The sequence below is a fragment of the Streptomyces sp. Inha503 genome (assembly GCF_047215865.1).
GTDB classification, from domain to species: domain Bacteria; phylum Actinomycetota; class Actinomycetes; order Streptomycetales; family Streptomycetaceae; genus Streptomyces; species Streptomyces lycopersici.
Window position 1 is genome coordinate 6,382,821 of the sequence record NZ_CP178360.1, and the last position, 21,230, is coordinate 6,404,050.

Consider the following 21,230-nt stretch of genomic DNA (forward strand, 5'->3'; position numbering starts at 1 on the left):
GGCGAATGGGACACGTATGGGTATGCTGCGCACCTCTCTAAAGGGCCGTTGGGGCCCTTACGAGGCTCAGAGCTCCTTGCGGTACTCCGCCGCCGTCCGCAGGAAGATCTCGTTCGCCTCGCGCTCGCCGATGGTCACCCGCACCCCCTCGCCCGGGAACGGACGGACCACCACGCCCGCCGCCTCGCACACCGCTCCGAAGTCGGCCGTGCGCTCCCCCAGCCGCAGCCAGACGAAGTTCGCCTGCGAGTCCGGGACCGTCCACCCCTGGGCGGTCAGCGCCTCCCACACCCGGCCCCGCTCGGTGACCAGCGCGTCCACCCGCTCCCGCAGCGCGTCCTCGCTGCGCAGCGAGGCCACCGCCGCGTCCTGGGCGAGCTGGCTGACGCCGAACGGCACCGCGGTCTTGCGCAGCGCCGCCGCCACCGGCTCATGGGCGATCGCGAAGCCGACCCGCAGCCCGGCCAGGCCGTACGCCTTGGAGAAGGTGCGCAGCACACACACATTCGGCCGGTCCCGGTAGAGATCGATCCCGTTGGGGACCCGTTCGTCCCGGATGAACTCGATGTACGCCTCGTCCAGCACCACCAGCACATCGGACGGCACCCGCTCCAGGAACCGCTCCAGCTGGGCCCGGCGGACCACGGTGCTGGTCGGGTTGTTGGGGTTACAGACGAAAATCAGCCGGGTGCGGTCGGTGATGGCGTCCGCCATTGCCTCCAGGTCGTGCTCCTCGGCGTCGTTCAGCGGGACGCGCACCGACGTCGCCCCGGCGATCTGAGTGATGATCGGATATGCCTCGAAGGACCGCCAGGCGTAGATCACCTCATCGCCCGGCCCCGCCGTGGACTGGACCAGCTGCTGGGCCACGCCGACCGAGCCGGTCCCGGTGGCCAGATGCTCCAGCGGTACGTCGAAGCGGCTCGCCAGCTCGGCGATCAGCGCGGTGCAGGCGAGGTCCGGGTAGCGGTTGAAGGAGGCGGCGGCGTTCGCGGCGGTCTCAAGCACCCCGGCCAGCGGCGGATAGGGGTTCTCGTTGGAGGAGAGCTTGAAGGCCAGGGGGCCGCCCGCGGCGGCCGGCCTGCCGGGCTTGTACGTCGGGATGCCGTCCAGCGCGGCGCGCAGCTTGGGGCTCTTCTCGGTCACCGACAGTCCTCCTCGACCCATCCTGTCTCGGGCCGTGGGCAGCGTTCGCACACGGCAATACTGCACACCTTATGAGGATTCCCCCGAATCGCGTACCCGCCGGGCGCCGCCGCGTATCCGCCTCCGGCGCCCGCGTACCCACCGGGGGGAGCGCCCCGCGTTTTCGCGCGCGCCGGTGGCGAGCGCCGTGGCGCGCATCACCCGTGCAGGTGAGTTGAGACCTCTTCGAGACATGTATCAATCACCAGGCGTGGATATGCCAGGGGCGATCAGAGGCCCCATGGAACCCCCAACTGGCTTCACTTCCAAGGGAATTGGGGAAAGCGCTCATGCAGAAACGTGCCTTCCGAATACCGATGGCGGAATCGCGCAACCCTCCCACCCGCGCCCTACTATCGGCTGGCCATGACAGCAGCAGGGAAGCACCAGGTGAGCCGGTCGGCCGGCCGCCGGTTAGGGCGGGCGGGCATCCGGGACGTGGCCGCCGCCGCCGGGGTCTCCATCACGACCGTCTCCGACGCGCTCAACGGCAAGGGCCGGCTCCCGGAGGCCACCCGCCGCCATGTCCGCGAGGTCGCCGAGCGGCTGGGCTATCGCCCGTCCGCAGCGGCCCGCACGCTCCGTACCGGCAAGTCCGGCCTCATCGGCCTGACCGTGACCACGTACGGGGATGAACCTTTCACCTTCACCGAGTTCGCCTACTTCGCCGAGATGGCGCGGGCCGCCACCTCCGCCGCGCTGGCGCGTGGCTACGCCCTCGTCATCCTCCCCGCCACCTCCCGCCACGACGTGTGGTCCAACGTCGCCCTCGACGGCACCGTGGTGATCGACCCCTCCGACCACGATCCGGTCGTCACCGAGCTCCTGCGCCAGGGCATCCCCGTCGTCAGCGACGGCCGCCCCGCCGGCGCCCTCCCCGTCACCGCCTGGGTCGACAACGACCACGAGGCGGCGGTGCTGGGGCTGCTCGACCATCTCGCCGAGGCCGGCGCCCGCCGGATCGGACTGCTCACCGGGACCTCCACGGACACCTACACCCGGCTGTCCACCACGGCGTACCTGCAATGGTGCGAACGGGTGGGACAGGATCCGGTCTATGAGGCGTACCCGGCCCACGACCCTTGTGCCGGTGCCGTCGCCGCCGACCGGCTGCTCGCGCGCCCGGACCGCCCCGACGCGGTCTACGGCCTCTTCGACCCCAACGGCACCGATCTGCTCGCCGCCGCCCGCCGCTACGGGCTGCGGGTCCCCGACGATCTGCTGCTGGTGTGCTGTAGCGAATCGACCGTCTACCGCACCACCGAACCGCCCATCACGACCCTCTCACTCAAACCTCGCCGGATCGGCACGGCGGTCGTCCAGTTGCTCATCGACGCCATCGAGGGCCTTGACACCGACCACCCCGTTGAGCAGGTCATACCCACCGAATTGATGGTGCGGACGTCCTCGCAGCGCCGTCCGCCGCGTACGACGGTCAGCGCTCCGCGCAGCCGCACTGGAGGCTGACCTGAGGGCGACTCAAGGATTACCCGAGGAGGACCTGAGGCCAATGGGCTTCCCCTACTGGGCCAATCCGGGATAAAAGTCCGACGAAGCAGGAGCGAGCAGCGATTGACGGCACCCTGGTGCGTCACAAGCCCTCACGGTCATTCCTATGATGGGCGGACGACACCGCGGACCGCCGTCGACCAGGCAAGGTCCACAAGGTGGCACGGCGGCGTGATGGTGGAGGGGTCGATGACTCAGGGGGCCGGTCTGGAAGCCACGGCAGGGACCACGGCTGCGATCCCTCCTGTGCTCGCGTACGGGGCGCACACCCCGCCCGGCATGGTCGCGCCCGGAGCCGTGCCGCCCGGGTCCGCGCCCGCCGCGCCGGGCACCGCGCCCGTGCCGCAGAGCGCGTCCGCGCCCGAGGGGCCCGCACCCGGCGCACCGGCTCCGGGCGCACCGGTGCCCGGCGCGCCCGCGCCGGACACGCCCACGCCGCTGCCCCTGCCCGCCGAGTACACCCCGACCGAGCGGCTCCCGGTCCTGGGCCCGGGGCACACCCTCAAGGACACCCAGCTCGTCCCGCCGCAGGACCGCCCCACCGTGGCGCTCACCCCGGTGCCCGAGCCCGAGGACGGCCCGCTGGCCCAGGACGAGGGCCCCGGCCCGCTGTACGTCGTGGGCGACGTCCACGGCTACCACGAGGAGCTGCGCGAGGCGCTCGCCGCCGAGGGCCTGATCGACGCCAAGGGCAACTGGTCTGCGGGGAACGCCCGGTTGTGGTTCCTCGGCGACTTCACCGACCGCGGCCCGGACGGCATCGGCGTCATCGACCTGGTCATGCAGCTCTCCGCCGAGGCCGCCGCCGCGGGCGGCTACTGCAAGGCGCTGATGGGCAATCATGAGCTGCTGCTGATCGGCGCCAAGCGGTTCGGCGACACGCCGGTCAACTCCGGTGCCGGAACGGCCTCCTTCCAGGCGGCCTGGCTGCTCAACGGCGGCCAGCGCAGCGATATGGAGCGGCTCGAGGACCACCACCTCCAGTGGATGTCCCGGCTGGACGCGATGGCGGAGGAGGACGGCCATCTGCTGGTCCACTCCGACACCACCGCCTATCTGGAGTACGGCGACTCGATCGAGGCCGTCAACGACACCGTCACCGAGACACTTCAGCGCAGCGACGCCGACGAGTGCTGGGACCTGTTCCGCAAATTCACCAAGCGGTTCGCCTTCCGCGACGAGGACGCCGGACCCACGGCGGCCCGCGAATTGCTCGACGCCTACGGCGGGGAGCGCATCGTCCACGGCCACAGCCCCATCCCGTATCTGCTCGGCGAAGTGGGTTCCGAGGATGGCGAGGACGGCGGCGCGCCCGCGGTCGAGGGCCCGCATGTCTACGCGGACAATCTCGCCGTGGCCATGGACGGCGGCATCACGATGGCCGGAAAACTGCTGGTCGTTCAACTTCCCCTGGCGAACTGAGGATTCAGCGGACGCTGTCCGGGGCAGATAGAGAGTTTCACCGGCGCGGGAGCAATTCGGGAAACTTGCTGTCACCCCGCGCCGGATCGGCTCTACCATCGGCTTATCCGTCGCAGGCTCTCCTCCGTTTCCGCCCGACTGCCCGGCGAAAGCCGGTCGTCACGGCCCTACGGAGCATCGGGGGATGCACCATGAAAAGCGCTCCGCACCTGCTGACCGAGGACCGCCCGGAGTTCGAGCGGGTTCTCGACGAGGCACTGCGCACCGCGGACCGGCGCCCGGACCTCAGCGGTATCGGGCAGCGGCTCACTGCCGAGCAGCTGCGCACGATGGCGCTCGGGGCATCGACCGCGATAGCGGCATGCGCGGCCGACGAGTACCAGACGTACCGCGAGACTCGCGCCAAACTGCGCGAGCCCGCCCCGCTCTTCCCGCTCGCCGGGGACGTGGGCGAGCGCGAGCAGCCGGACGGCACGGTGGGGCTCGCCGGCGCGATGCAGGACGCCGCGGGGGCGGGGCTCGTGGCCATGCTCGCGGTACTGGCCCCGGTGCTCGCCGGTACGGCCGCGATCATCTTCCTCATCGTCGGCTATGTCCTCAACGTCCTGGACCCGGCCCCGTCCATCGCCCAGCCGATGGTCACCGCGGGCTGGTTCTTCGCCGCGCTGACCGCCGCGGCCATCCTGATCGCCGCCGTCGGACTGCTCCTGACCGCGCTGCGCAACGGCTCCAGCGCGATCCGCGGCGAGGCGCGCAGCGAGCGGCTGGAGGAGGTGGACCGCGCGCGCGAGGTCTGGCGGGATGCCCTGCTGGAGCGCGGCATCCTGCCGTTCCTCCGCGAGGCCCTGGCCAACCCCTCGGCCCCGGCCCCCTCCGCGTACGTCCCGATCAACCCCGAGGCGGTCAGCCGCACCCCGCACCTCGGCTACAGCCGCCCCGGCTTCAGCACCGACGACGAGGGCCCCAAGGCCCGCCCCCGCTACAGCAGCCCGGACTACACCAGCCCCGACTACGGCGGACCGGAACACCAGCCGGACTAGCCCGGGGCGCGGGGCGCGGTCCGGACGCGGGGCGCGGGCACGGCTCCGGGTGCGAGTACTGCTCTGGGCGCGGGTACGGCTCCGGGTGCGGTCCGGGTGTGGGTGCGGGTCATCCCGGATGGCCGCGCGCGGCCGCCTCGGCAGCATGGCTGACCATGACTTCCTTGACCCGACGTACCTTCATGGGCGGTTGCGCGGCCGGGACGCTGCTGGCCATGGCCGGGAGCACCGGCGCCCGCGCGGCGACCAGGACCACCGCATCGACCATCGCGCCCGACGACGCCGCCCTCCAGGCCGCGATCAGCGATCTCACCCACCCGCCCGCCACCTCGGCCCAACTGCGCGTCGACCGCCGGGGAGACCGCTGGTACGGCACGGCGGGGGCGGCGGACATCACGAGCGGACGGGCCGTGTGCCCGGACGACCGGTTCCGCGCCGGCAGCGTCACCAAGGCGTTCGTGGCCACCGTGGTCCTTCAACTGTGGACCGAGCGCCGGGTGGAGCTCGACGCCCCCATCGGACGCTACCTCCCGGGCCTGCTTCCTTCCGCCTTCGCCCGCCGCATCACCGTGGCCCAGTTGCTGAACCACACCAGTGGGCTCCCCGACCACCGGGGAATTCCGGACGACAGCACCCCGGAAGCGGTCCTGCAACACCGATGGGACCGGTGGACACCGCGGGAGTGGGTCGAGACGGTGACGCACGATCCACTCAAGTTCGCCCCGGGCACCAAACAGGAGTACCGCGGCATCAACTATGTGCTGCTCGCCCTGCTCATCGAAAAGCTGACCGCCCGCCCCTACGGCCAGGAGATCCAGACCCGCGTCCTGCGTCCGCTGGGCCTGACCCGAACCCTGCTGCCGGGCCAGGACCCCCGCCTCCACGGCCCGCATGTGCACGGCTATCTACGGATGACCGACGGCTCACTGCGCGATGCCACCGTGTATAACCAGTCCTCCGCCTGGGGCGAAGGCGAGCTGGTCTCGACCGTCGACGACCTGTTCCGCTTCCAGCAGGCCCTGTCCTCCGGCGCGTTGCTGCCACCCCACGCCCTGGACAAGCTCTTCACCCTGCCCCCGGACTCCGTACGCATGCTGGACGGCGGCCCCGCCCGCTACAGCCTGGGCCTCCAGACGGCCACCGTGAACGGCGTGACGTTCTGGGGCAAGACCGGCGAAACCACCGGCTACCGCACCCGCATGTTCGCCACCCGCGATCTGAGCCTCCGCTTCGTCCTGTCCTACACCCCGACGCCACTGACCACACAGGAGGAGATGACCAACCGAGTCGTCGCCGCACTCACCACCTGAATCCACCCCCGCCCCCTCCAGACAAGCCACACCCGATGGGACGTTTCACGTGAAACATGGCGGAAGCCTCAGCCGGGTTAGCACTAATGGGCGGCTACACCACGACGTGAAAGGCCCTGCTCGGCCATGCGCGCCGGAGGAGCGGCGAGAGTCTCTTGAGACTGTGACTTCCAGTCCGGCTGGAGACGCGGGGCCCGAAGTCGCAAATCGAAGTTGCGGCTTCGGACCCGCCCCGCGGCATATCGCCTGGTTCAATCCCCAGGCGTTGTTGCCGGGATCCACCCGCGATCTCGGCCTGCGCGTCCGCGCCTCAGTCCGCGATCGGCAGATACACGCGGTTGCCCGCCTCCGCGAACTCCCTGGACTTCTGGGCCATACCGGCCTCCGCCTCCACCGCGTCCATCGCGCCGCCGTGTTCACGGCGGATGTCCTGAGAGATCTTCATCGAGCAGAACTTCGGCCCGCACATCGAGCAGAAGTGCGCCGTCTTGGCCGGCTCCGCCGGCAAGGTCTCGTCGTGGAAGGAGCGGGCGGTGTCCGGGTCGAGGGCCAGGTTGAACTGGTCCTCCCAGCGGAATTCGAAGCGCGCGTCGGAGAGCGCGTCGTCCCATGCCTGGGCGTCCGGATGGCCCTTGGCCAGGTCGGCCGCATGGGCGGCGATCTTGTAGGTGATCACGCCGGTCTTGACGTCCTCGCGGTCCGGCAGCCCCAGGTGCTCCTTGGGGGTGACGTAGCAGAGCATCGCCGTGCCCCACCAGGCGATCATCGCGGCGCCGATGCCCGAGGTGATGTGGTCATAGGCGGGGGCGATGTCGGTGGTGAGGGGGCCCAGGGTGTAGAAGGGGGCCTCCTCGCACACCTCCTGCTGGAGGTCGACGTTCTCCTTGATCTTGTGCATCGGGACATGACCCGGGCCCTCGATCATCGTCTGGACGCCGTGCTCCTTGGCGATGCGGTTGAGCTCGCCGAGGGTGCGCAACTCCGCGAACTGCGCCTCGTCGTTGGCGTCGGCGATCGATCCCGGGCGCAGTCCGTCGCCCAGCGAGTAGGTGACGTCGTACGCCGCGAGGATCTCGCACAGCTCCTCGAAGTGGGTGTAGAGGAAGGACTCCTGGTGGTGGGCGAGGCACCACGCCGCCATGATGGAGCCGCCGCGGGAGACGATGCCGGTCTTACGGCGGGCGGTCAGGGGGACGTACGGCAGCCGGACGCCGGCGTGGACGGTCATGTAGTCGACGCCCTGCTCGGCCTGCTCGATGACCGTGTCCTTGTAGATCTCCCAGGTCAGCTCCTCGGCCTTGCCGTCGACCTTCTCCAGCGCCTGATAGAGCGGCACGGTGCCGATGGGGACCGGGGAGTTGCGCAGCACCCATTCGCGGGTGGTGTGGATGTTGCGGCCGGTCGAGAGGTCCATGACCGTGTCGGCGCCCCAGCGGGTCGCCCAGGTCATCTTCTCGACCTCCTCCTCGATGGAGGAGGTGACGGCGGAGTTGCCGATGTTGGCGTTGACCTTCACCAGGAATCGCTTACCGATGATCATCGGCTCGATCTCCGGGTGGTTCACATTGGCCGGGAGGACGGCGCGGCCCGCCGCGATCTCCTCCCGGACCACGTCGGGGGAGACGTTCTCGCGGATCGCCACGTACTCCATCTCCGACGTGACCTCGCCCCGCCGCGCATAGGAGAGTTGGGTCACGGGGGCACCCGGGCGGCCGCGCCGCGGCTGGCGCGGACGGCCGGGGAAGACCGCGTCGAGGTTGCGCAGCCCCCCGCGGGGCGAGGTGTGCTTGAGCCCGTCGTCCTCGGGGCGGACGGGACGGCCCGCGTACTCCTCGGTGTCGCCGCGGGCGATGATCCAGTTCTGCCGCAGCGGCGCCAGGCCGCGGCGGACATCCGTCTCGATGGTGGGGTCGGTGTACGGGCCGGAGGTGTCGTACAGCGTCACATCCTGGCCGTTGGTGAGGTGCACGCGGCGGACCGGGACCTGGAGGTCCGGGCGCGAACCCGTGACATACCCCTTATGCCAGCCGAATTCGGCCGTCTCGGTGCGCGATGGTGCATCCTGCTGAGTCATGAGACCCACTCCCTACGCCGGCATTACCCGGTAACAGGTTCAGCGGTCGGCGCAGCTGTCAGCGTCAGCGCCCTCTCAGCCCGGTGCTCCGAGCTCCCGCGATTGCAAAGGTTCGTCACCACGCTAACGGTTTATCCACAGCGCTGAACAGGGGGCCCACATCTCTTGCGATGATGCGAGCGTGACCGCCATCCAGCAGGACCACCCGCCCGAGCAGCCCCACCCCTCCGATCAGGCGCATGGCCACGGCCACGGACATTCCCATGGCCACTCCCACGGCCATGGCCCCGCCACCCCTGTCTCCGCACGCCTCCGCAAGATCATCGCGGTGGTGCTCATTCCGTTCACCGTCGCCGTCGTGGCCGGTCTGATCGTGCTCTGGCCGGGTGGCACGCCCGACCACAAGGCGCACGGCCGGAGCGGTCTCGGCTTCGACCAGACGACCGTGGCCGGACGGGTGGTGAAGGTCGAGGAGGTGAACTGCGCCGATGTGAACGCCCAGCCGCAGGCGCCCACCGAGCCCGGCCAGGGCGGCGCCGCCCAGAACGGTGCCCCAGGGCAGAGCGGGAGCCCGGGGCAGGGCGGGAAGAAGAGCGTCTGCGAGAAGGCCACGATCGAGGTCACCTCGGGCAAGGACAAGGGCCGCACGTTCCCCGAAATCGTCCAGCCCAACGCCTCGCGCCACTTCAGCGCCGGGCAGGAGCTGAAGCTGGCGTACGCCCCCAAGGCGCCCAAGGAGCTCCAGTACTCCGTGTCCGACGTCGACCGGTCGATGCCGATGGCGCTGCTGGCGGGGCTGTTCGCGCTCGCGGTCGTGGCGGTGGGGCGGCTGCGCGGGGTGTTCGCGCTGGTGGCGCTGGCGATCAGCTTCGGGGTGCTGACGCTGTTCATCCTCCCGGCGATACTCCAGGGTTCCAATCCGCTGGTGGTCGCGGTCGTCGGAGGCAGCGCGATCATGCTTCTCGCGCTGTATATGTGCCATGGGCTGACGGCGCGTACATCGGTCGCGGTGCTCGGCACGCTGGTGTCACTGCTGCTGATCGGGGTGCTGGGCTCGCTGTTCATCGGCTGGGCGAGCCTGACCGGCAACACGGACGACCAGACCGGGCTGGTGCACGGCCTCTATCCGAACATCGAGATACGAGGGCTGCTGCTCGCGGGTGTGATCATCGGCTCGCTGGGCGTGCTGGACGATGTGACGGTCACCCAGACCTCGGCGGTGTGGGAGCTGAGGGAAGCGGACCCGACCACGTCCAGGCGCAAGCTCTACGGGGCGGCGATGCGGATCGGGCGGGACCACATCGCCTCCGTCGTGAATACCCTGGTGCTGGCGTACGCGGGCGCTTCGCTTCCGCTGCTGCTGCTGTTCTCCATCGCGGACAGCGGGGTCGGCACGGTCGCCACGAGCGAGATCGTCGCTGAGGAGATCGTACGGACGCTGGTGGGCAGCATCGGGCTCGTCGCCTCGGTGCCGGTGACCACCGCGCTGGCCGTGCTCGTGGTCTCCGCGGACCGCGCCCCGGCGGCGGACGGCGGCGCTGCGCGGTTGATCGGCGCGGGCGGCGCACAGGCGCCACAGAGGGCCCAGGCGTCCCCGGCGTCCCCGGCGCCACAGGCTGCCCAGTCGGCCCGGACCGGCCGGGGCGGACGCGGGCGGCGCCGCCGGGCGAAGGGGCACTGAGGCGATGGCACACTGCCCGGCGGCCCGGCCATGGCACAGCACCGGCCCTCGGCCCGCAGCGCGTCCGGCTCTCAGCCCGCGTACCGGTCCTCGGCCAGGATGCGGTGGAGTTCGGCATCGAGATCGCCGACCGGGTCACAGGCCGCCGGCTCCTGGCCGAAAGGCACCACCCGGTCCGTCCGATCGAGGAAGGCCACCAGCGGAGCGGCCCCGGCCCGGAACAGGGCCCGTTCACAACCCACTTGGAGTCTGATGAAGACGTCCGAAAGCCCCTCGGGGGAGGCGGGGGCGATCCGCACATCCCCCTCGCCGGTGGGTTTGCTCAACCCGTCCAGCAGCAGCTCTCGCGCGAAGGCCCAGCTCACCGGCGCGTCACCGGGCAAATGGAAGGTGATCTCGACGGCATAGGGGTCGCCGCTGTCGTAGGACAGCTCGACCGGGATCCGGAAGGAGAGATCCTGCGAGACCAGGAAGGTCATCGTCACTTCCGCCTGAACTGTGTCACGCATCTCACGCATCGTTCGCCGCCCCGGGTTGTTTGCGCTTCGCCGACTCTGGAGCGTAGCGACTCGATTGCTGTGCGGAGTCGGTTTGCCTCGTGTGAGGGAACGAAAATGGCCAGTGTTGCCGTGAGGAGACCCGCGCGGCCGGGCGGCGCGGACGGCGCGGGCCCGGTGGGCGGGAGATCGGGGCCGGCGCACCGGCCGTATCGAAGATCGCTGTCGTCAACAGGCACCCCCGGGGTGTTGTTGCGAGGCGGACGCCGAAGAAGAACGCCGAGGACTCGCACTGTAACGGCAGGGGTGGCGCTGGACGGTGCTCCCGCCCCGGCGGTATCCCTCGCGCGGCGTATCCGCGCGCGGCGGGGATGCGTCAAGGCCTGCGGGAACGCGTCAGGCCCTGGGGGACGCGGCGGGCCCTGGGGGACGCGGCGGGCCCTGGGGGACGCGGCGAGCGCCGCGGGGCGGGGCGGGTCAGGAAGTGAACTTCCGTACGACGTAGATCAGCCCGGCGATCAGCACCACCAGCAGCAGCGCCTTGAAGACGAGGCTCACCACGAACCCGATCACGCTCATGATCAGGCCGCCGAAGACGGCGAGGACGAGGACCGGTATCGCGATCCAGGTCACCCACCACGGCAAGCCCTGGAATATCCCCTTCGTGGTCACGTGACTCCCTGCTTTCTCTCCGAGCCGTGGATCCGGACGCCGACGGCCGGTCTTCCCTGCCCTCGATGCTAGGACGGGACGGAGGCGCGCGGACGGCCCGCGCCCCCCGTCCTCCCCTGACCGGACCCCTACGGGACCGGCGGGACGGCCTCAGCCCTCCGGGGGCGAGAACACCACCAGCACCCGCAGATCCTCGGTGATGTGGTGGAACTTGTGCGCCGTGCCCGCCGGGACGTACACCACACTGCCCCGCCCCACCTGTGTCGTCTCCATCCCCACCGTGACCGACGCCCGGCCGCTCATCACGACGTACACCTCGTCCTGGCCGTGCGGCGACTGCGGGTCGGCCTGGCCCGCGTTCAGCGCGTACAGCCCCACGGACATGTTCCGCTCCCGCAGGAACTGCAAATACGCGCCGTCGTTCGCGGCCCGCTCCGCCTCCAGCTCATCCAGCCGGAACGCCTTCATTCGCCTCTCCACCCCTGCCTGACCCATGCCTACGGTGCCCCTGCCTGCGCCGGGGCCTGTCTGCGACGATCTCAACCATGAAGAATTTTCTCGTCAAGACGATCGCGAACGCCGGCGCCCTCGGCGTCGCCATCTGGCTGCTCAAGGACATCACGCTGACCGGTGACAACACCGGCCGCCAAGCGCTCACCCTCATTCTCGTGGCGCTGGTCTTCGGCGTGGTGAACGTGGTGGTCAAGCCGATCGTCAAGCTGCTGGCCTTCCCGCTGTTCATCCTGACCCTCGGGCTGATCACGCTGGTGATCAACGCCCTGATGCTGCTGTTGACCTCCTGGCTCGCCGGAAAGCTGGACCTGAGCTTCCATGTCGAGGGCTTCGGCACGGCGGTGCTCGGCGGCCTGATCGTCTCCATAGTCGCGTGGGCCCTGCATGTCGTGCTGCCCGATGACAAGGACTGATCACGGCCGGAGATGATGGAAGGCATGAGAGACCCGTCGCCCTACCGTGTCTGCTTTGTCTGCACCGGCAACATATGCCGCTCGCCGATGGCCGAATCCGTCTTCCGCGCCCATGCCGCGGAGGCCGGTCTTGACGGCCACCTCGAGGTGGACAGCGCGGGCACCGGGCCCTGGCACGAGGGCGACGGGGCCGACCGCCGCGCCATCGACGTACTGACCGCCCATGGCTATGAGCAGGATCACATCGCGCGCCAGTTCCGGGCCGAGTGGTTCGATCGCCTCGATCTGGTGATCGCCCTGGACAGCGGCCATCTGCACGAGCTGCGCGCACTCGCGCCCACCCCGCACGACGCCGCGAAGGTGCGGCTGCTGCGGGCTTACGACCCGGACGCGGACCACGACGCGCTGGGCGGCCTCGATGTGCCGGACCCGTACTTCGGCGGGCTGGACGACTTCGAGGAGTGCCTGGAGATGGTCGAGGCCGCGAGCGGCGGGCTGCTGGACGCGGTCGCCGAGGCCATCGACGCCTCGGAGAAGGGCGCGGAGAGCGCCACCGTCGAGTCGAAGGGTGCGGAGAGCGCGGAGAGCGCCACCGTCGAACACGCGTCGGCCGCCGCTGGCCCGGACGCGGGGAAGGAGTCCGCATGACCGGCGACGGCACCCGCACCGTACGGGCCGGACTGCCCGAGGCCGAGGCGTACGAGCCGACGCTGCCGGGCCCGGTCTTCGCCGCCCACTACCACCTCCCCGGCGACGCCGTCGGCCCCTACACCTACGGCCGGGACGCCAACCCCACCTGGTCCCTGCTGGAGCGGGCGATCAGCGAGCTGGAGTCGCCGGGCACCGACGCCGAGACGGTCGTCTTCTCCTCCGGCATGGGCGCGATCTCGGCCGTACTGCTCTCACAGCTGCGCCAGGGCGACGCGGCCGTCCTGCCGTCCGACGGCTATCAGCTGCTCCCGGCGCTGATCGAGCGGCTGGCGGGCTACGGGGTCACCGTGCGCACCGCCCCGACCGGCGAGGACGCCCAGCTGGCCGCCCTGGAGGCGCTGGGCGACCGGACGAAGCTGCTATGGCTGGAAACCCCGTCCAATCCTGGACTGGACGTCTGCGACATCCGCCGGCTCGCCGAGGCGGCACACGCCAGGGGCGCGCTGGTCGCCGTCGACAACACCCTCGCCACCCCGCTCGGCCAGCGCCCGCTGGAACTCGGCGCGGACTTCGCCGTGGCGAGCGGCACCAAGGCGCTCACCGGCCATGGTGATGTACTGCTCGGCTATGTGACCTGCCGCAATCCACGGCTCGCCGCTGAGGTGCGGGCCTGGCGCAAGACGGTGGGCGCGATCCCCGGCCCCATGGAGGCATGGCTCGCCCACCGCTCCCTGGCCACCCTCCAGCTGCGCGTCGACCGCCAGGCGGCGACCGCCCTGGCCCTCGCCGAGGCGCTGCGCGACCGTCCCGAGATCACCGGGCTGCGCCACCCCGGTCTGCCGACCGACCCCTCCCACCGGGTGGCGGCCGGGCAGATGCGCGGCGGGCGATTCGGCTGTGTGGTCTCCTTCACCCTGCCGGACAAGGAGCACGCGGAGCGCTTTCTGACCGCGCTGCGGCTGGTGGACGACGCCACCAGCTTCGGCGGGGTGCGCTCCACGGCGGAGCGGCGCGGACGGTGGGGCGGCGACGCGGTGCCCGAGGGTTTCATCCGGTTCTCGGTCGGCGCGGAGGACGCGGACGATCTGATCGCCGATGTGCTGCGGGCGCTCGATACGGCATCGGGCACGGCAAGCACCGGGGCGGATGGCTGAAAGCGGGCGGGTATGCCTGTGCGGGCGTCTCAAGCCTCCCCCCTCGTGGCTTGAGACGCCCCGGTTCTTCTCGTGGAGAACCGCTTGAACAAGGCTAGTTGACTCAGCGTCAGTGTCCAATCACAGTAGCGACATGGGCCTATCGGCATATTTATAGTTGGCATGCGTGCGGGGCGCGACGAGGCGAGGGGAACCGCATGGATCTGGCCCTCTTACGCACCTTTGTCGCGGTTCACCGCGCCGGGTCCTTCACCCGCGCCGCCGGGCTGCTCGGGCTCTCCCAGCCCGCCGTCACCGGCCAGATACGCACCCTGGAGCGGCAGCTCGGCCGCCCCCTGTTCCTCCGTACGGCGCGCGGCGTCGTCCCCACCACCGTCGGGGACGAACTCGCCCACAAGACCGCGCCACATCTCGACGCCCTCGTGGAGATCACCGAGACGGGTCTCGACGACCGCTCGGCGCTGCGCACCCTGCATCTCGCGGGCCCTCCGGAGTTCACCGCGCTGCGCGCCCTGCCCGCGCTGACCACCCTGGTCACCCAGGGGCTGGCGGTGCGCTGCGCCTTCGGCAGCGCCGAGGAGCTGTTCGAGGGGCTGGGCGCCGGCCATCACGACCTGGCCATCACCACGGCCCGGCCGCGGGGGCGGCTACTGGCCGCCACGCCGCTGTGCGACGAGGAGCACGTGCTGGTCGCGGCCCCGCGCTGGGCCGCCCGGCTCGGCGGCCCCGCGGTGCTCCAGGTCAAGGGCGTACGGGCGCTGGAGGCGCTGCCCGTCGTCGAGGTGCATGAGAGCCTGCCGCTGATCAGCCGCTACTGGTCGGCCGTCTTCGACACCCGGCCGGTCACCGCCGGCACGATCATCGCGCCCGATCTGCGCGCGGTGCTCGCCTGCGTCGCGCGGGGCGCCGGGCTCGGCGTCCTGCCGCGCTATCTCTGCATGGACGCGCTGGACGCCGGGGAGGTGGTGGCGCTGCTCAACCCGCCGGTGCCGCCGCTGCGCACCTATTTCCTGGTGGTGCGGACGGGAGCGCTCGCGCTGCCGCATATCGCGCGGGCGCACGAGTGGCTGTTGCGCGCGGCTGTCGATTGGTGAGTAAGTGGTTTCGCGGGACCAAGGGTGCGGCAGATGTCCTGCATGACCGAACGACCCGTGGTCAAGCGCACCGCCCGTGCCATTCTGCTCGACGGCGACACCGCGCCCCGCATGATCCTGATCAAGCGCACCAAGCCCGGCCAGGCGCCGTACTGGATCACTCCGGGCGGCGGAATGGAGCCCGAGGACGCGACCGTCGTCGAGGCCCTGTACCGCGAGGTGGACGAGGAGCTGGGCGCGAAGGTGACGGACGTGGTGCCCGCCTTCGTCGACACCGTCCCGCATCCCGATGAGAGCGCGGAGGGCGCGGAGGGCTCCGGGGGTGTGGGCGCGACCGGTGTGAAGGTGCAGCACTTCTTCGTATGCAGACTCGCCTCGATGGACCTCACCCGGCGGCACGGCCCGGAGGTGGACGAGCCGTGCGGGGAGTACGACGTGGTGAGCGTCCCGTTCACCCGCGAGGGGATCGCCTCGGTCGAGGTGGTGCCGCCCTCGCTGCGGGCCTATCTCGACGCCAACATCGAGGGCGTGCTGGCCCTGCTCGCGGACGACCTCGGCTGAGCGAGGCGAAGCCCTGCCGGGCGGATCTTCGCGAACAGGACCACAGGACCACAGGACCAGCGGGGCTGGGCTCTCTCGGGGCAGGACCTAACGGAACCAGCCGCTGAACGGCTGCTGGGTCTTCCGGGCCGCCCGCTGACGCGCCTCGGCCAGCACCCGCTCGGCCTCCTCCCGCCAGTCCTCGGGCCCCGCGTCGGGACGGACCGGCCGCCGGATGGCCGGGCTGAGATCACGCATCGCGGAGGGCTCGGCGGACCGCCGAGCGAGGTCGGCCGCTTCGGGCTGCGCGGCCGGTTCGGGCCGCGCCATCGGCTGGGGCTGTGCGACCGGCTGGGGCTGTGCCGCCGGTTCGGGCTGTGCCGCCGGTCCGGCGGCCGGAGCCTGAGGGCCCGGGGCTTCCTGAGCAGCCGGGGCCGTCGGGACCGTCGGGGCGGTCTGGGGAGGCAGGCCCACCGGCCACGAGACCGGTGACGTGGGCGGGGCCGGAGGGATGGCCAGAACCTGAGTGTCCGAGTCCGTCAGGGGCTGAGGGTCCGGGGCGGCCGGGGCGGCCGGAGCCTGCGGGACCGAGCCCCCCAGCTCGGCCTGAGCCGCCGGAACGGGCCGGGCGGCCTGGCCCGGCAGGTCCACCGCCCACGAGGGCCGTGAGACGGAGGGCCGTGAGACGGGCGGAGCGGGAGGAACGGGCTGGCCAGGACCGGCAGGCGGAACAGGCTGACCAGGACTGACAGGCGGAACGGACTGACCGGAAGTGGCAGGCGCAACGGGCGGAGCGGGAGTGGCGGACGGAGCAGGCGGAACGGGCGGCGCAGGTGGGACCCTGCGCCCCTCGCGGGCCTCGGCCGCGGCGCCGAAGAAGTCGCCGCCCTTCCGCTTGACGTCGTCCGTCCCCCAGTCCCGCTCCCGGTCGTGCTCAAGGGCTTGGTCACCGGAGGGCCCCCGGCGCCGGGCGGCGTCGCCGCCGCCGGTGCGCCGCTGCGCCGGGACCTTCTGGAGGTGCGGAATGTGCTTGGCGCAGTGGATGTACGCCTCCTCGACGGTCACCTCGACCCACACCACCGCGCGCCGCCCCGGCACCGGGTCCACCGGCAGCCCGGAGTGCGCCTCGCGCATCTCGGCGTCCTCCACCACCCGGGCCCGGCCGTTCACATGCAGCCCGATCCGGTCCCGGAAGAAGTCGACCATGAGAATGCCCAGGTGGGGGTTCTCCTGGATATTGCCGAGGCTGGCCAGGACGCCGTTCCCCCGGTATTCGGGATAGGCCAGCGTGCGCGTGTCGAGCACTCTCAGAAAGCCGGGCGGACCGGCCCGGAAGGTACTGTCGCACTCCCCGTGCCGGTCGGAGGTGGCCAGGAAGAACATTTCCTGGCGCCCGATGAACTCCCGCATCCGGACATTCAGGTGATCCAGCACCTGGTCGTCGTAGAAGCGGTCGGCGCGGTCGACGGTGCCCAGTCGCCGCTGCATATGGTGTTCGCCGTCGCTCCCGGGACGCCACGCGCGGTCGTCCAGGTGCTCCGCACTGTCCACGGTTCTCGTCCCCGTCCTGATTCGCCGTCCGGAATCGCCGGAATGCCTGCCCAGTGTTGGTGTTTTGTCGTATGCCGTCCGTGCCCGCGTCCTATTCCGCGGCCGCGGCGAGCTCCTCGATGGAGTCGTGCCGGATGCGGTGCGACGGAATGCCGATGCCCGTCAGGGCGTCGACGCCGCTGCGGATCATCCCGGGCGGCCCGGAGAGATAGGCGTCGAACGCGTTCCACGGGCCGTACTGCCGCACGGCGTCGGGCAGCCGACCGCTGAGGCCGTTGGTCGGGCCGTCGGAGACGACGGGACGGACCGCGAGCCACGGATGCTTCTGGGCCAGCCGCAGCATGGTGTCGATGTCGTACAGATCGTGATCGTTGCGGGCGCCGTAGAAGACCTCGACCGGACGGTTGCGGCCGTGGTCGGCGACGTCCTCGACCAGCGCCTTGATCGGCGCGATACCGGTGCCGCCGCCGAGGCAGAGCAGCCCGTTGTCGCTGGCGTGGTCGACCGTCATGGAACCGGCGGGGGGCCCGAGGCGGATCACATCGCCGGGGCGGGCCCGGTGCACCAGCGCGGAGGACACCCATCCGGCCGGGACGGCCTTCACATGGAACGAGAGCAGCCCGTCCGAGCGCGGCGCTGCGGCGAATGAATAGTGCCGCCAGACCCGCGGCCACCAGGGCGTTTCCAGTGAGGTGTACTGGCCCGCCAGAAAGGGGTACGGCTGGTCCGGGCGAACGGTGATCACGGCGATGTCGTGGGTGCGCAGCTCATGCCCGACCACCTCGGCCTGCCACCACGCGGGGGCGATCAGCTCGTCCTCGGCGGCCGAGTCGATCATGATCTGGGAGATCTGGGTGTAGGCCCGCACCCAGGCGGCCTCGGCCTCGTCGCTCCAGGTGGTGACGGCGTAGCGGGTGAGCGCCCCGATCAGGCATTCGCCGACGGCGGGGTAGTGCTCGGGCCGGGTGCCGTACTTGCGGTGGCCGCGGCCGAGCCGGGAGAGGAACTCGGTGAGGATGTCGAGGTCGTCGATGAGCCGGGCGGCGGTGAGGATCGCCTTGAACAGCCGGTCGCGCTGGGCGTCCATCGCGGCGGGGAAGAGCGGCCGCAGCTCGGGGTGCTGGACGAAGAGCAGCGCGTAGAAGTACGAGGTGACCTTGTCGCTGATGGGCTCGACCTCGGCCATGGTGCGGCGCAGCAGGATCGCGTCGGGCGAGGCGGTCTCGGGGGCGGCGAACGGCGAGTCGGGGCCGGGCCGGAAGTCCTGGGGGGCCGGGGGCACCTCGTCGGGGCGCTGATGCTCCTCGCGCCCGCGGGCCGCGGGGCCGGGCGTGGCGGCGGCAGGGCCGTGACCCGCGGGGCCGGGGGCCCGGCGCTCGTCCGGGCGGTGCTCGTCCGGGCGGCGGTCGTCGGTGCGGCGGTCGCCCGCTCCCGGGCCGGGCGCGGGGGCGGCCGGTTCCGCGGGCGCACGGCGGTCGGCTTCCGCGGGCGTACGGCGGTCGGCTTCGGTGCCGACCGGCCGTATCGGGTTCACCGGGCGGCTGGGCGCGCGCTCATCGCTCTGCTGGTCCGGGGCCCTGCGGTCATCGGCCGGTTTCCTGCTCGGGGTGAACCAGCCCCAGTCGCCACTGTTTCCGCCGGAGCCGTCGCTGCCGGCCGACGATGTGGTGGTCGGAGCGTCCATGGGTGCCTCGCCTCGAACATCTTTCTGTCGGTCTTCGCACTTCCGCTGCCGGAATGTGCCCGCAATTCCCCGTCCTGGTGCACTGGTTCAAGCGAGAATGGTCGTGGACCCTCTCTGGAACTCTCTTCCGGGCAGCATGCCATGCTCGTTCCCCGTCCCGGGCGCATAGCCCGAAGTCCGGGAAACGGGAGCTGTGTTCCCGTTATACTGGTTGGCCTGGGATGCCCGTTCTGACCCCGTTACAGCACGCCGCACGGAACCGGACCCGACCCTACCGGCCCCGGATGAATTCACAAGCCCTAAGCGCCCCACATCTGTTACACCCACCAACTCACGTAATTACCGATAGTTACGTGTGGTTACCCATCAATTCGTAAGCCTCTCGGAGATCACGGCCGGTATAGGCGTGGGATGCGATTTCGCTCACATGGTGGTCGGCGTTCACGGCGACCGAGACCGGCACCACCGTGAACAGTTCGGCGTCCGAGAGGGAATCCCCGTAGGCCACGCAGTGATCCCTGGTCAAGCCGAACTTCGCACAGAGTTCATCGGCGATCCGGACCTTGGCGGCCGGGGTCAGGATCCCCGCCGGATCCACCGGCTCCCGGAACGGCACGGCGGGCCACGTCGAGCCGTACGTGGCGTCCGCGCCCCACTCCAGCAGCCGCGACACGAAGAAGCCCGGCGAGAGCGAAATCACCGCACAGCGCTCGCCCCGCGCCCGGATGTCCGCCCACACCTCACGGATCCCGGCCAGCCACGGCGCCCCCTCGAACGCCGCCGCCACATGCTCCTCCGTCAGCGCCTCCCACAGCGCACAGGCCCGCTCCGCGAACTGGGCCGTCGTCAGCTCCCCGCCCGCGAACTCCCGCTCCAGCGCGGCGATCTCCCGCTCCAGACCGAGCTGCCGGGAGATCTCGATCGCGGCGGCCGAGCCGTGGATGAGCGTCCCGTCCAGATCGAACAGATGCAGTCTGGTCATACGACCCGAGCGTAGATGCGCCCGCCGACCCCCACCGCCCCGGCCCGGCGCCATCGCGCCGGGCCGGACGCCAACGGCCTGGCCGGACCCGTCGCGCCGGCCCGGCCCCGTCGCGCCCGGCCGCCCGCGCCGCCGGGAGTACGCGCGGATACTCCCGGCGTCAGACGCCCCGGGGGCCGCCGCGCCGCCACGGTGGGGGCATGCGGCAACTCACCCGCCCCGTGCGCCGGGGCCTCCTCGTCGTTCACGTCGTCGTCTCGGTCGGATGGCTCGGGCTGACCCTCGGAGTGCTGACCCTGGGGATCACCGGGGCCATGGCCGGTTCGGCCGAAGAGGCCGGGGCGGCGTACCGGTCCATGAATGTGCTGGGCGACTGGCTGCTGATTCCGATCAGCCTGCTGTCGCTGGTCAGCGGGATCGTGCTGGCGCTGGGTACGCCCTGGGGGCTGGCGCGCCACCGGTGGGTGTATGTGAAGTTCTGGCTGACAATGATCACCACCGCCGCCACGGCGTTCGCCCTGCGCGCCCGGATCGACTCGGCGATGGCCGACGTCGTGGCCGGGCGGGCGGTCGGGGCGACCACGGATCTGATCCTGGCGCCCTCGGTGAGCCTGGGCGTCTATACCTTTCTCACCGCCATCTCGGTGATCAAGCCCTGGGGACTGACCGCCCGGGGGCGGCGGCTGCGGGCGACAAAGCGCCGATAATTGCATACGCGGTCTATTTCATCCCTGGACTATCCTGGAATCCGCTCACCCATCTAGGAGGGGTTCCATGCCGGACGAGCCGCACGGCGCCGTCGCCCCACCCGCAGGACAGGCGCTGGCCCAGGGCTGGTGCGCCCTGTCCTCCCTGCACGGCCGGATAGAGACGCACATCGAGCGTGCCCTCCAGGCCGGGCACGATCTGAGCGTCCGCGAATTCTCCGTGCTCAACGTACTCAGCGGGCAGCACGACGGCGACGGCGGACATCTACAGATGAAGCAGCTCGCCGACTCCGTCGTGCTCAGCCAGAGCGCCACGACCCGGCTGGTCACCCGGCTGGAGGACCGCGGTCTGCTCGCCCGCTACATCTGCCCCGGCGACCGCCGCGGCATCTACACCGATGTCAGCGACGAGGGGCTGAAGCTCCTGGAGGAGGCGCGGCCGACGCATGACACCGCGCTGCGCGAGGCCCTCGCCGAGGCCGCCCGGCGGCCGGAACTGGCGCCCCTCGTCGCCGCTGTGGAGGGCTTGACCGGCACCGCGTGCTGATGCC

19 protein-coding genes, 1 pseudogene and 1 riboswitch are annotated in these 21,230 nt (G+C 71.0%); of the genes and pseudogenes, 12 read left to right on the forward strand and 8 right to left on the reverse strand.

Annotated elements, in window-relative coordinates; translation table 11 throughout:
* Positions 1 to 66 precede the first annotated feature (66 nt).
* On the reverse strand, positions 67 to 1,146 hold the full coding sequence (hisC, locus tag ACJX2R_RS26340) for a histidinol-phosphate transaminase (protein ID WP_413102154.1): 1,080 nt from the start codon (positions 1,144 to 1,146) through the stop codon (positions 67 to 69).
* A gap of 405 nt (positions 1,147 to 1,551) precedes the next feature.
* Between hisC and ACJX2R_RS26345 the strand changes: the two genes are divergently transcribed.
* From ACJX2R_RS26345 to ACJX2R_RS26360, 4 genes are all read left to right on the forward strand, one after another.
* Positions 1,552 to 2,652: a LacI family DNA-binding transcriptional regulator gene (locus ACJX2R_RS26345; RefSeq protein WP_413102155.1), complete on the forward strand. Its 1,101-nt coding sequence runs from the start codon at positions 1,552 to 1,554 to the stop codon at positions 2,650 to 2,652.
* A 231-nt stretch (positions 2,653 to 2,883) separates the two neighbouring features.
* Positions 2,884 to 4,116, forward strand: a complete 1,233-nt coding sequence (locus ACJX2R_RS26350; RefSeq protein WP_413102156.1) for a metallophosphoesterase — start codon at positions 2,884 to 2,886, stop codon at positions 4,114 to 4,116.
* Positions 4,117 to 4,307: 191 nt separating this feature from the next.
* On the forward strand, positions 4,308 to 5,156 hold the full coding sequence (locus ACJX2R_RS26355; RefSeq protein ID WP_413102157.1) for a hypothetical protein: 849 nt from the start codon (positions 4,308 to 4,310) through the stop codon (positions 5,154 to 5,156).
* Positions 5,157 to 5,311: 155 nt separating this feature from the next.
* Entirely contained in the window at positions 5,312 to 6,466 is a 1,155-nt protein-coding gene (locus ACJX2R_RS26360; protein ID WP_413102158.1) for a serine hydrolase domain-containing protein, read from the forward strand.
* 310 nt (positions 6,467 to 6,776) lie between these two features.
* Here the strand turns inward: ACJX2R_RS26360 and thiC are convergent, their stop codons facing one another.
* The gene (thiC, locus tag ACJX2R_RS26365) at positions 6,777 to 8,540 is read right to left on the reverse strand and encodes a phosphomethylpyrimidine synthase ThiC (protein ID WP_413102159.1); all 1,764 of its coding nucleotides are present in this window, start codon (positions 8,538 to 8,540) and stop codon (positions 6,777 to 6,779) included.
* A riboswitch (TPP riboswitch) is annotated at positions 8,533 to 8,650 on the reverse strand. It overlaps the preceding gene by 8 nt.
* A gap of 71 nt (positions 8,651 to 8,721) precedes the next feature.
* Between thiC and ACJX2R_RS26370 the strand changes: the two genes are divergently transcribed.
* Complete coding sequence (locus ACJX2R_RS26370; RefSeq protein ID WP_413102160.1) at positions 8,722 to 10,221, forward strand: YibE/F family protein; 1,500 nt, start codon at positions 8,722 to 8,724, stop codon at positions 10,219 to 10,221.
* A gap of 71 nt (positions 10,222 to 10,292) precedes the next feature.
* On the opposite strand, the gene ACJX2R_RS26375 is transcribed toward ACJX2R_RS26370, so the two are convergent.
* The 3 genes from ACJX2R_RS26375 to ACJX2R_RS26385 all read right to left on the reverse strand — a co-directional run bounded on the left by ACJX2R_RS26375 (position 10,293) and on the right by ACJX2R_RS26385 (position 11,858).
* Complete coding sequence (locus tag ACJX2R_RS26375; protein WP_044572700.1) at positions 10,293 to 10,730, reverse strand: SsgA family sporulation/cell division regulator; 438 nt, start codon at positions 10,728 to 10,730, stop codon at positions 10,293 to 10,295.
* Between the two features lie 465 nt (positions 10,731 to 11,195).
* On the reverse strand, positions 11,196 to 11,390 hold the full coding sequence (locus ACJX2R_RS26380; protein ID WP_020870014.1) for a DUF5326 family protein: 195 nt from the start codon (positions 11,388 to 11,390) through the stop codon (positions 11,196 to 11,198).
* Positions 11,391 to 11,540: 150 nt separating this feature from the next.
* A complete protein-coding gene (locus tag ACJX2R_RS26385) occupies positions 11,541 to 11,858 on the reverse strand; it encodes a cupin domain-containing protein (protein ID WP_201856542.1) in 318 nt (105 codons plus the stop codon).
* A gap of 77 nt (positions 11,859 to 11,935) precedes the next feature.
* Between ACJX2R_RS26385 and ACJX2R_RS26390 the strand changes: the two genes are divergently transcribed.
* The 5 genes from ACJX2R_RS26390 to ACJX2R_RS26410 all read left to right on the forward strand — a co-directional run bounded on the left by ACJX2R_RS26390 (position 11,936) and on the right by ACJX2R_RS26410 (position 15,776).
* Positions 11,936 to 12,316, forward strand: coding sequence for a phage holin family protein (locus ACJX2R_RS26390; RefSeq protein ID WP_046085025.1), 381 nt, complete (start codon positions 11,936 to 11,938; stop codon positions 12,314 to 12,316).
* Positions 12,317 to 12,340: 24 nt separating this feature from the next.
* On the forward strand, positions 12,341 to 12,964 hold the full coding sequence (locus ACJX2R_RS26395; RefSeq protein WP_413102161.1) for a low molecular weight protein-tyrosine-phosphatase: 624 nt from the start codon (positions 12,341 to 12,343) through the stop codon (positions 12,962 to 12,964).
* Positions 12,961 to 14,121 (forward strand): cystathionine gamma-lyase, encoded by a 1,161-nt coding sequence (locus ACJX2R_RS26400; protein WP_413102162.1) that lies wholly within the window; start codon positions 12,961 to 12,963, stop codon positions 14,119 to 14,121. Before ACJX2R_RS26395 ends, ACJX2R_RS26400 begins: the two co-directional genes overlap by 4 nt.
* A gap of 197 nt (positions 14,122 to 14,318) precedes the next feature.
* Positions 14,319 to 15,215 carry a LysR family transcriptional regulator gene (locus ACJX2R_RS26405; RefSeq protein WP_413102163.1) on the forward strand — a complete coding sequence of 299 codons (897 nt, stop codon included), beginning with the start codon at positions 14,319 to 14,321 and terminating at the stop codon, positions 15,213 to 15,215.
* 42 nt (positions 15,216 to 15,257) lie between these two features.
* Positions 15,258 to 15,776, forward strand: coding sequence for an NUDIX domain-containing protein (locus ACJX2R_RS26410; protein WP_413102164.1), 519 nt, complete (start codon positions 15,258 to 15,260; stop codon positions 15,774 to 15,776).
* Between the two features lie 815 nt (positions 15,777 to 16,591).
* Here the strand turns inward: ACJX2R_RS26410 and ACJX2R_RS26415 are convergent.
* The 3 genes and pseudogenes from ACJX2R_RS26415 to ACJX2R_RS26425 all read right to left on the reverse strand — a co-directional run.
* Positions 16,592 to 17,243: pseudogene (locus tag ACJX2R_RS26415) on the reverse strand (pyridoxamine 5'-phosphate oxidase family protein); the annotation flags it as partial.
* A gap of 154 nt (positions 17,244 to 17,397) precedes the next feature.
* A complete protein-coding gene (locus ACJX2R_RS26420; RefSeq protein ID WP_413102165.1) occupies positions 17,398 to 18,990 on the reverse strand; it encodes a globin domain-containing protein in 1,593 nt (530 codons plus the stop codon).
* A 349-nt stretch (positions 18,991 to 19,339) separates the two neighbouring features.
* Positions 19,340 to 19,972, reverse strand: coding sequence for an HAD family hydrolase (locus ACJX2R_RS26425; RefSeq protein ID WP_413102166.1), 633 nt, complete (start codon positions 19,970 to 19,972; stop codon positions 19,340 to 19,342).
* Between the two features lie 200 nt (positions 19,973 to 20,172).
* Here ACJX2R_RS26425 and ACJX2R_RS26430 point away from each other — a divergent pair, with 200 nt between their 5' ends.
* Positions 20,173 to 20,679 (forward strand): DUF2269 domain-containing protein, encoded by a 507-nt coding sequence (locus ACJX2R_RS26430; RefSeq protein WP_262704820.1) that lies wholly within the window; start codon positions 20,173 to 20,175, stop codon positions 20,677 to 20,679.
* Positions 20,680 to 20,746: 67 nt separating this feature from the next.
* The gene (locus tag ACJX2R_RS26435; RefSeq protein WP_413102167.1) at positions 20,747 to 21,226 is read left to right on the forward strand and encodes a MarR family winged helix-turn-helix transcriptional regulator; all 480 of its coding nucleotides are present in this window, start codon (positions 20,747 to 20,749) and stop codon (positions 21,224 to 21,226) included.
* Positions 21,227 to 21,230: the final 4 nt, after the last annotated feature.

Excerpts from the sequence above, each read along its gene's own strand:
- ACJX2R_RS26430 (WP_262704820.1), top strand. The coding sequence starts at position 20,173 with ATGCGGCAACTCACCCGCCCCGTGCGCCGGGGCCTCCTCGTCGTTCAC.
- ACJX2R_RS26405 (WP_413102163.1), top strand. The coding sequence starts at position 14,319 with ATGGATCTGGCCCTCTTACGCACCTTTGTCGCGGTTCACCGCGCCGGG.
- ACJX2R_RS26420 (WP_413102165.1), bottom strand. The coding sequence starts at position 18,990 with ATGGACGCTCCGACCACCACATCGTCGGCCGGCAGCGACGGCTCCGGC.
- ACJX2R_RS26395 (WP_413102161.1), top strand. The coding sequence starts at position 12,341 with ATGAGAGACCCGTCGCCCTACCGTGTCTGCTTTGTCTGCACCGGCAAC.
- ACJX2R_RS26435 (WP_413102167.1), top strand. The coding sequence starts at position 20,747 with ATGCCGGACGAGCCGCACGGCGCCGTCGCCCCACCCGCAGGACAGGCG.
- thiC (WP_413102159.1), bottom strand. The coding sequence starts at position 8,540 with ATGACTCAGCAGGATGCACCATCGCGCACCGAGACGGCCGAATTCGGC.
- ACJX2R_RS26355 (WP_413102157.1), top strand. The coding sequence starts at position 4,308 with ATGAAAAGCGCTCCGCACCTGCTGACCGAGGACCGCCCGGAGTTCGAG.
- ACJX2R_RS26390 (WP_046085025.1), top strand. The coding sequence starts at position 11,936 with ATGAAGAATTTTCTCGTCAAGACGATCGCGAACGCCGGCGCCCTCGGC.
- ACJX2R_RS26410 (WP_413102164.1), top strand. The coding sequence starts at position 15,258 with ATGACCGAACGACCCGTGGTCAAGCGCACCGCCCGTGCCATTCTGCTC.
- ACJX2R_RS26350 (WP_413102156.1), top strand. The coding sequence starts at position 2,884 with ATGACTCAGGGGGCCGGTCTGGAAGCCACGGCAGGGACCACGGCTGCG.
- ACJX2R_RS26425 (WP_413102166.1), bottom strand. The coding sequence starts at position 19,972 with ATGACCAGACTGCATCTGTTCGATCTGGACGGGACGCTCATCCACGGC.
- ACJX2R_RS26360 (WP_413102158.1), top strand. The coding sequence starts at position 5,312 with ATGACTTCCTTGACCCGACGTACCTTCATGGGCGGTTGCGCGGCCGGG.
- ACJX2R_RS26345 (WP_413102155.1), top strand. The coding sequence starts at position 1,552 with ATGACAGCAGCAGGGAAGCACCAGGTGAGCCGGTCGGCCGGCCGCCGG.
- ACJX2R_RS26385 (WP_201856542.1), bottom strand. The coding sequence starts at position 11,858 with ATGAAGGCGTTCCGGCTGGATGAGCTGGAGGCGGAGCGGGCCGCGAAC.
- ACJX2R_RS26400 (WP_413102162.1), top strand. The coding sequence starts at position 12,961 with ATGACCGGCGACGGCACCCGCACCGTACGGGCCGGACTGCCCGAGGCC.
- ACJX2R_RS26375 (WP_044572700.1), bottom strand. The coding sequence starts at position 10,730 with ATGCGTGACACAGTTCAGGCGGAAGTGACGATGACCTTCCTGGTCTCG.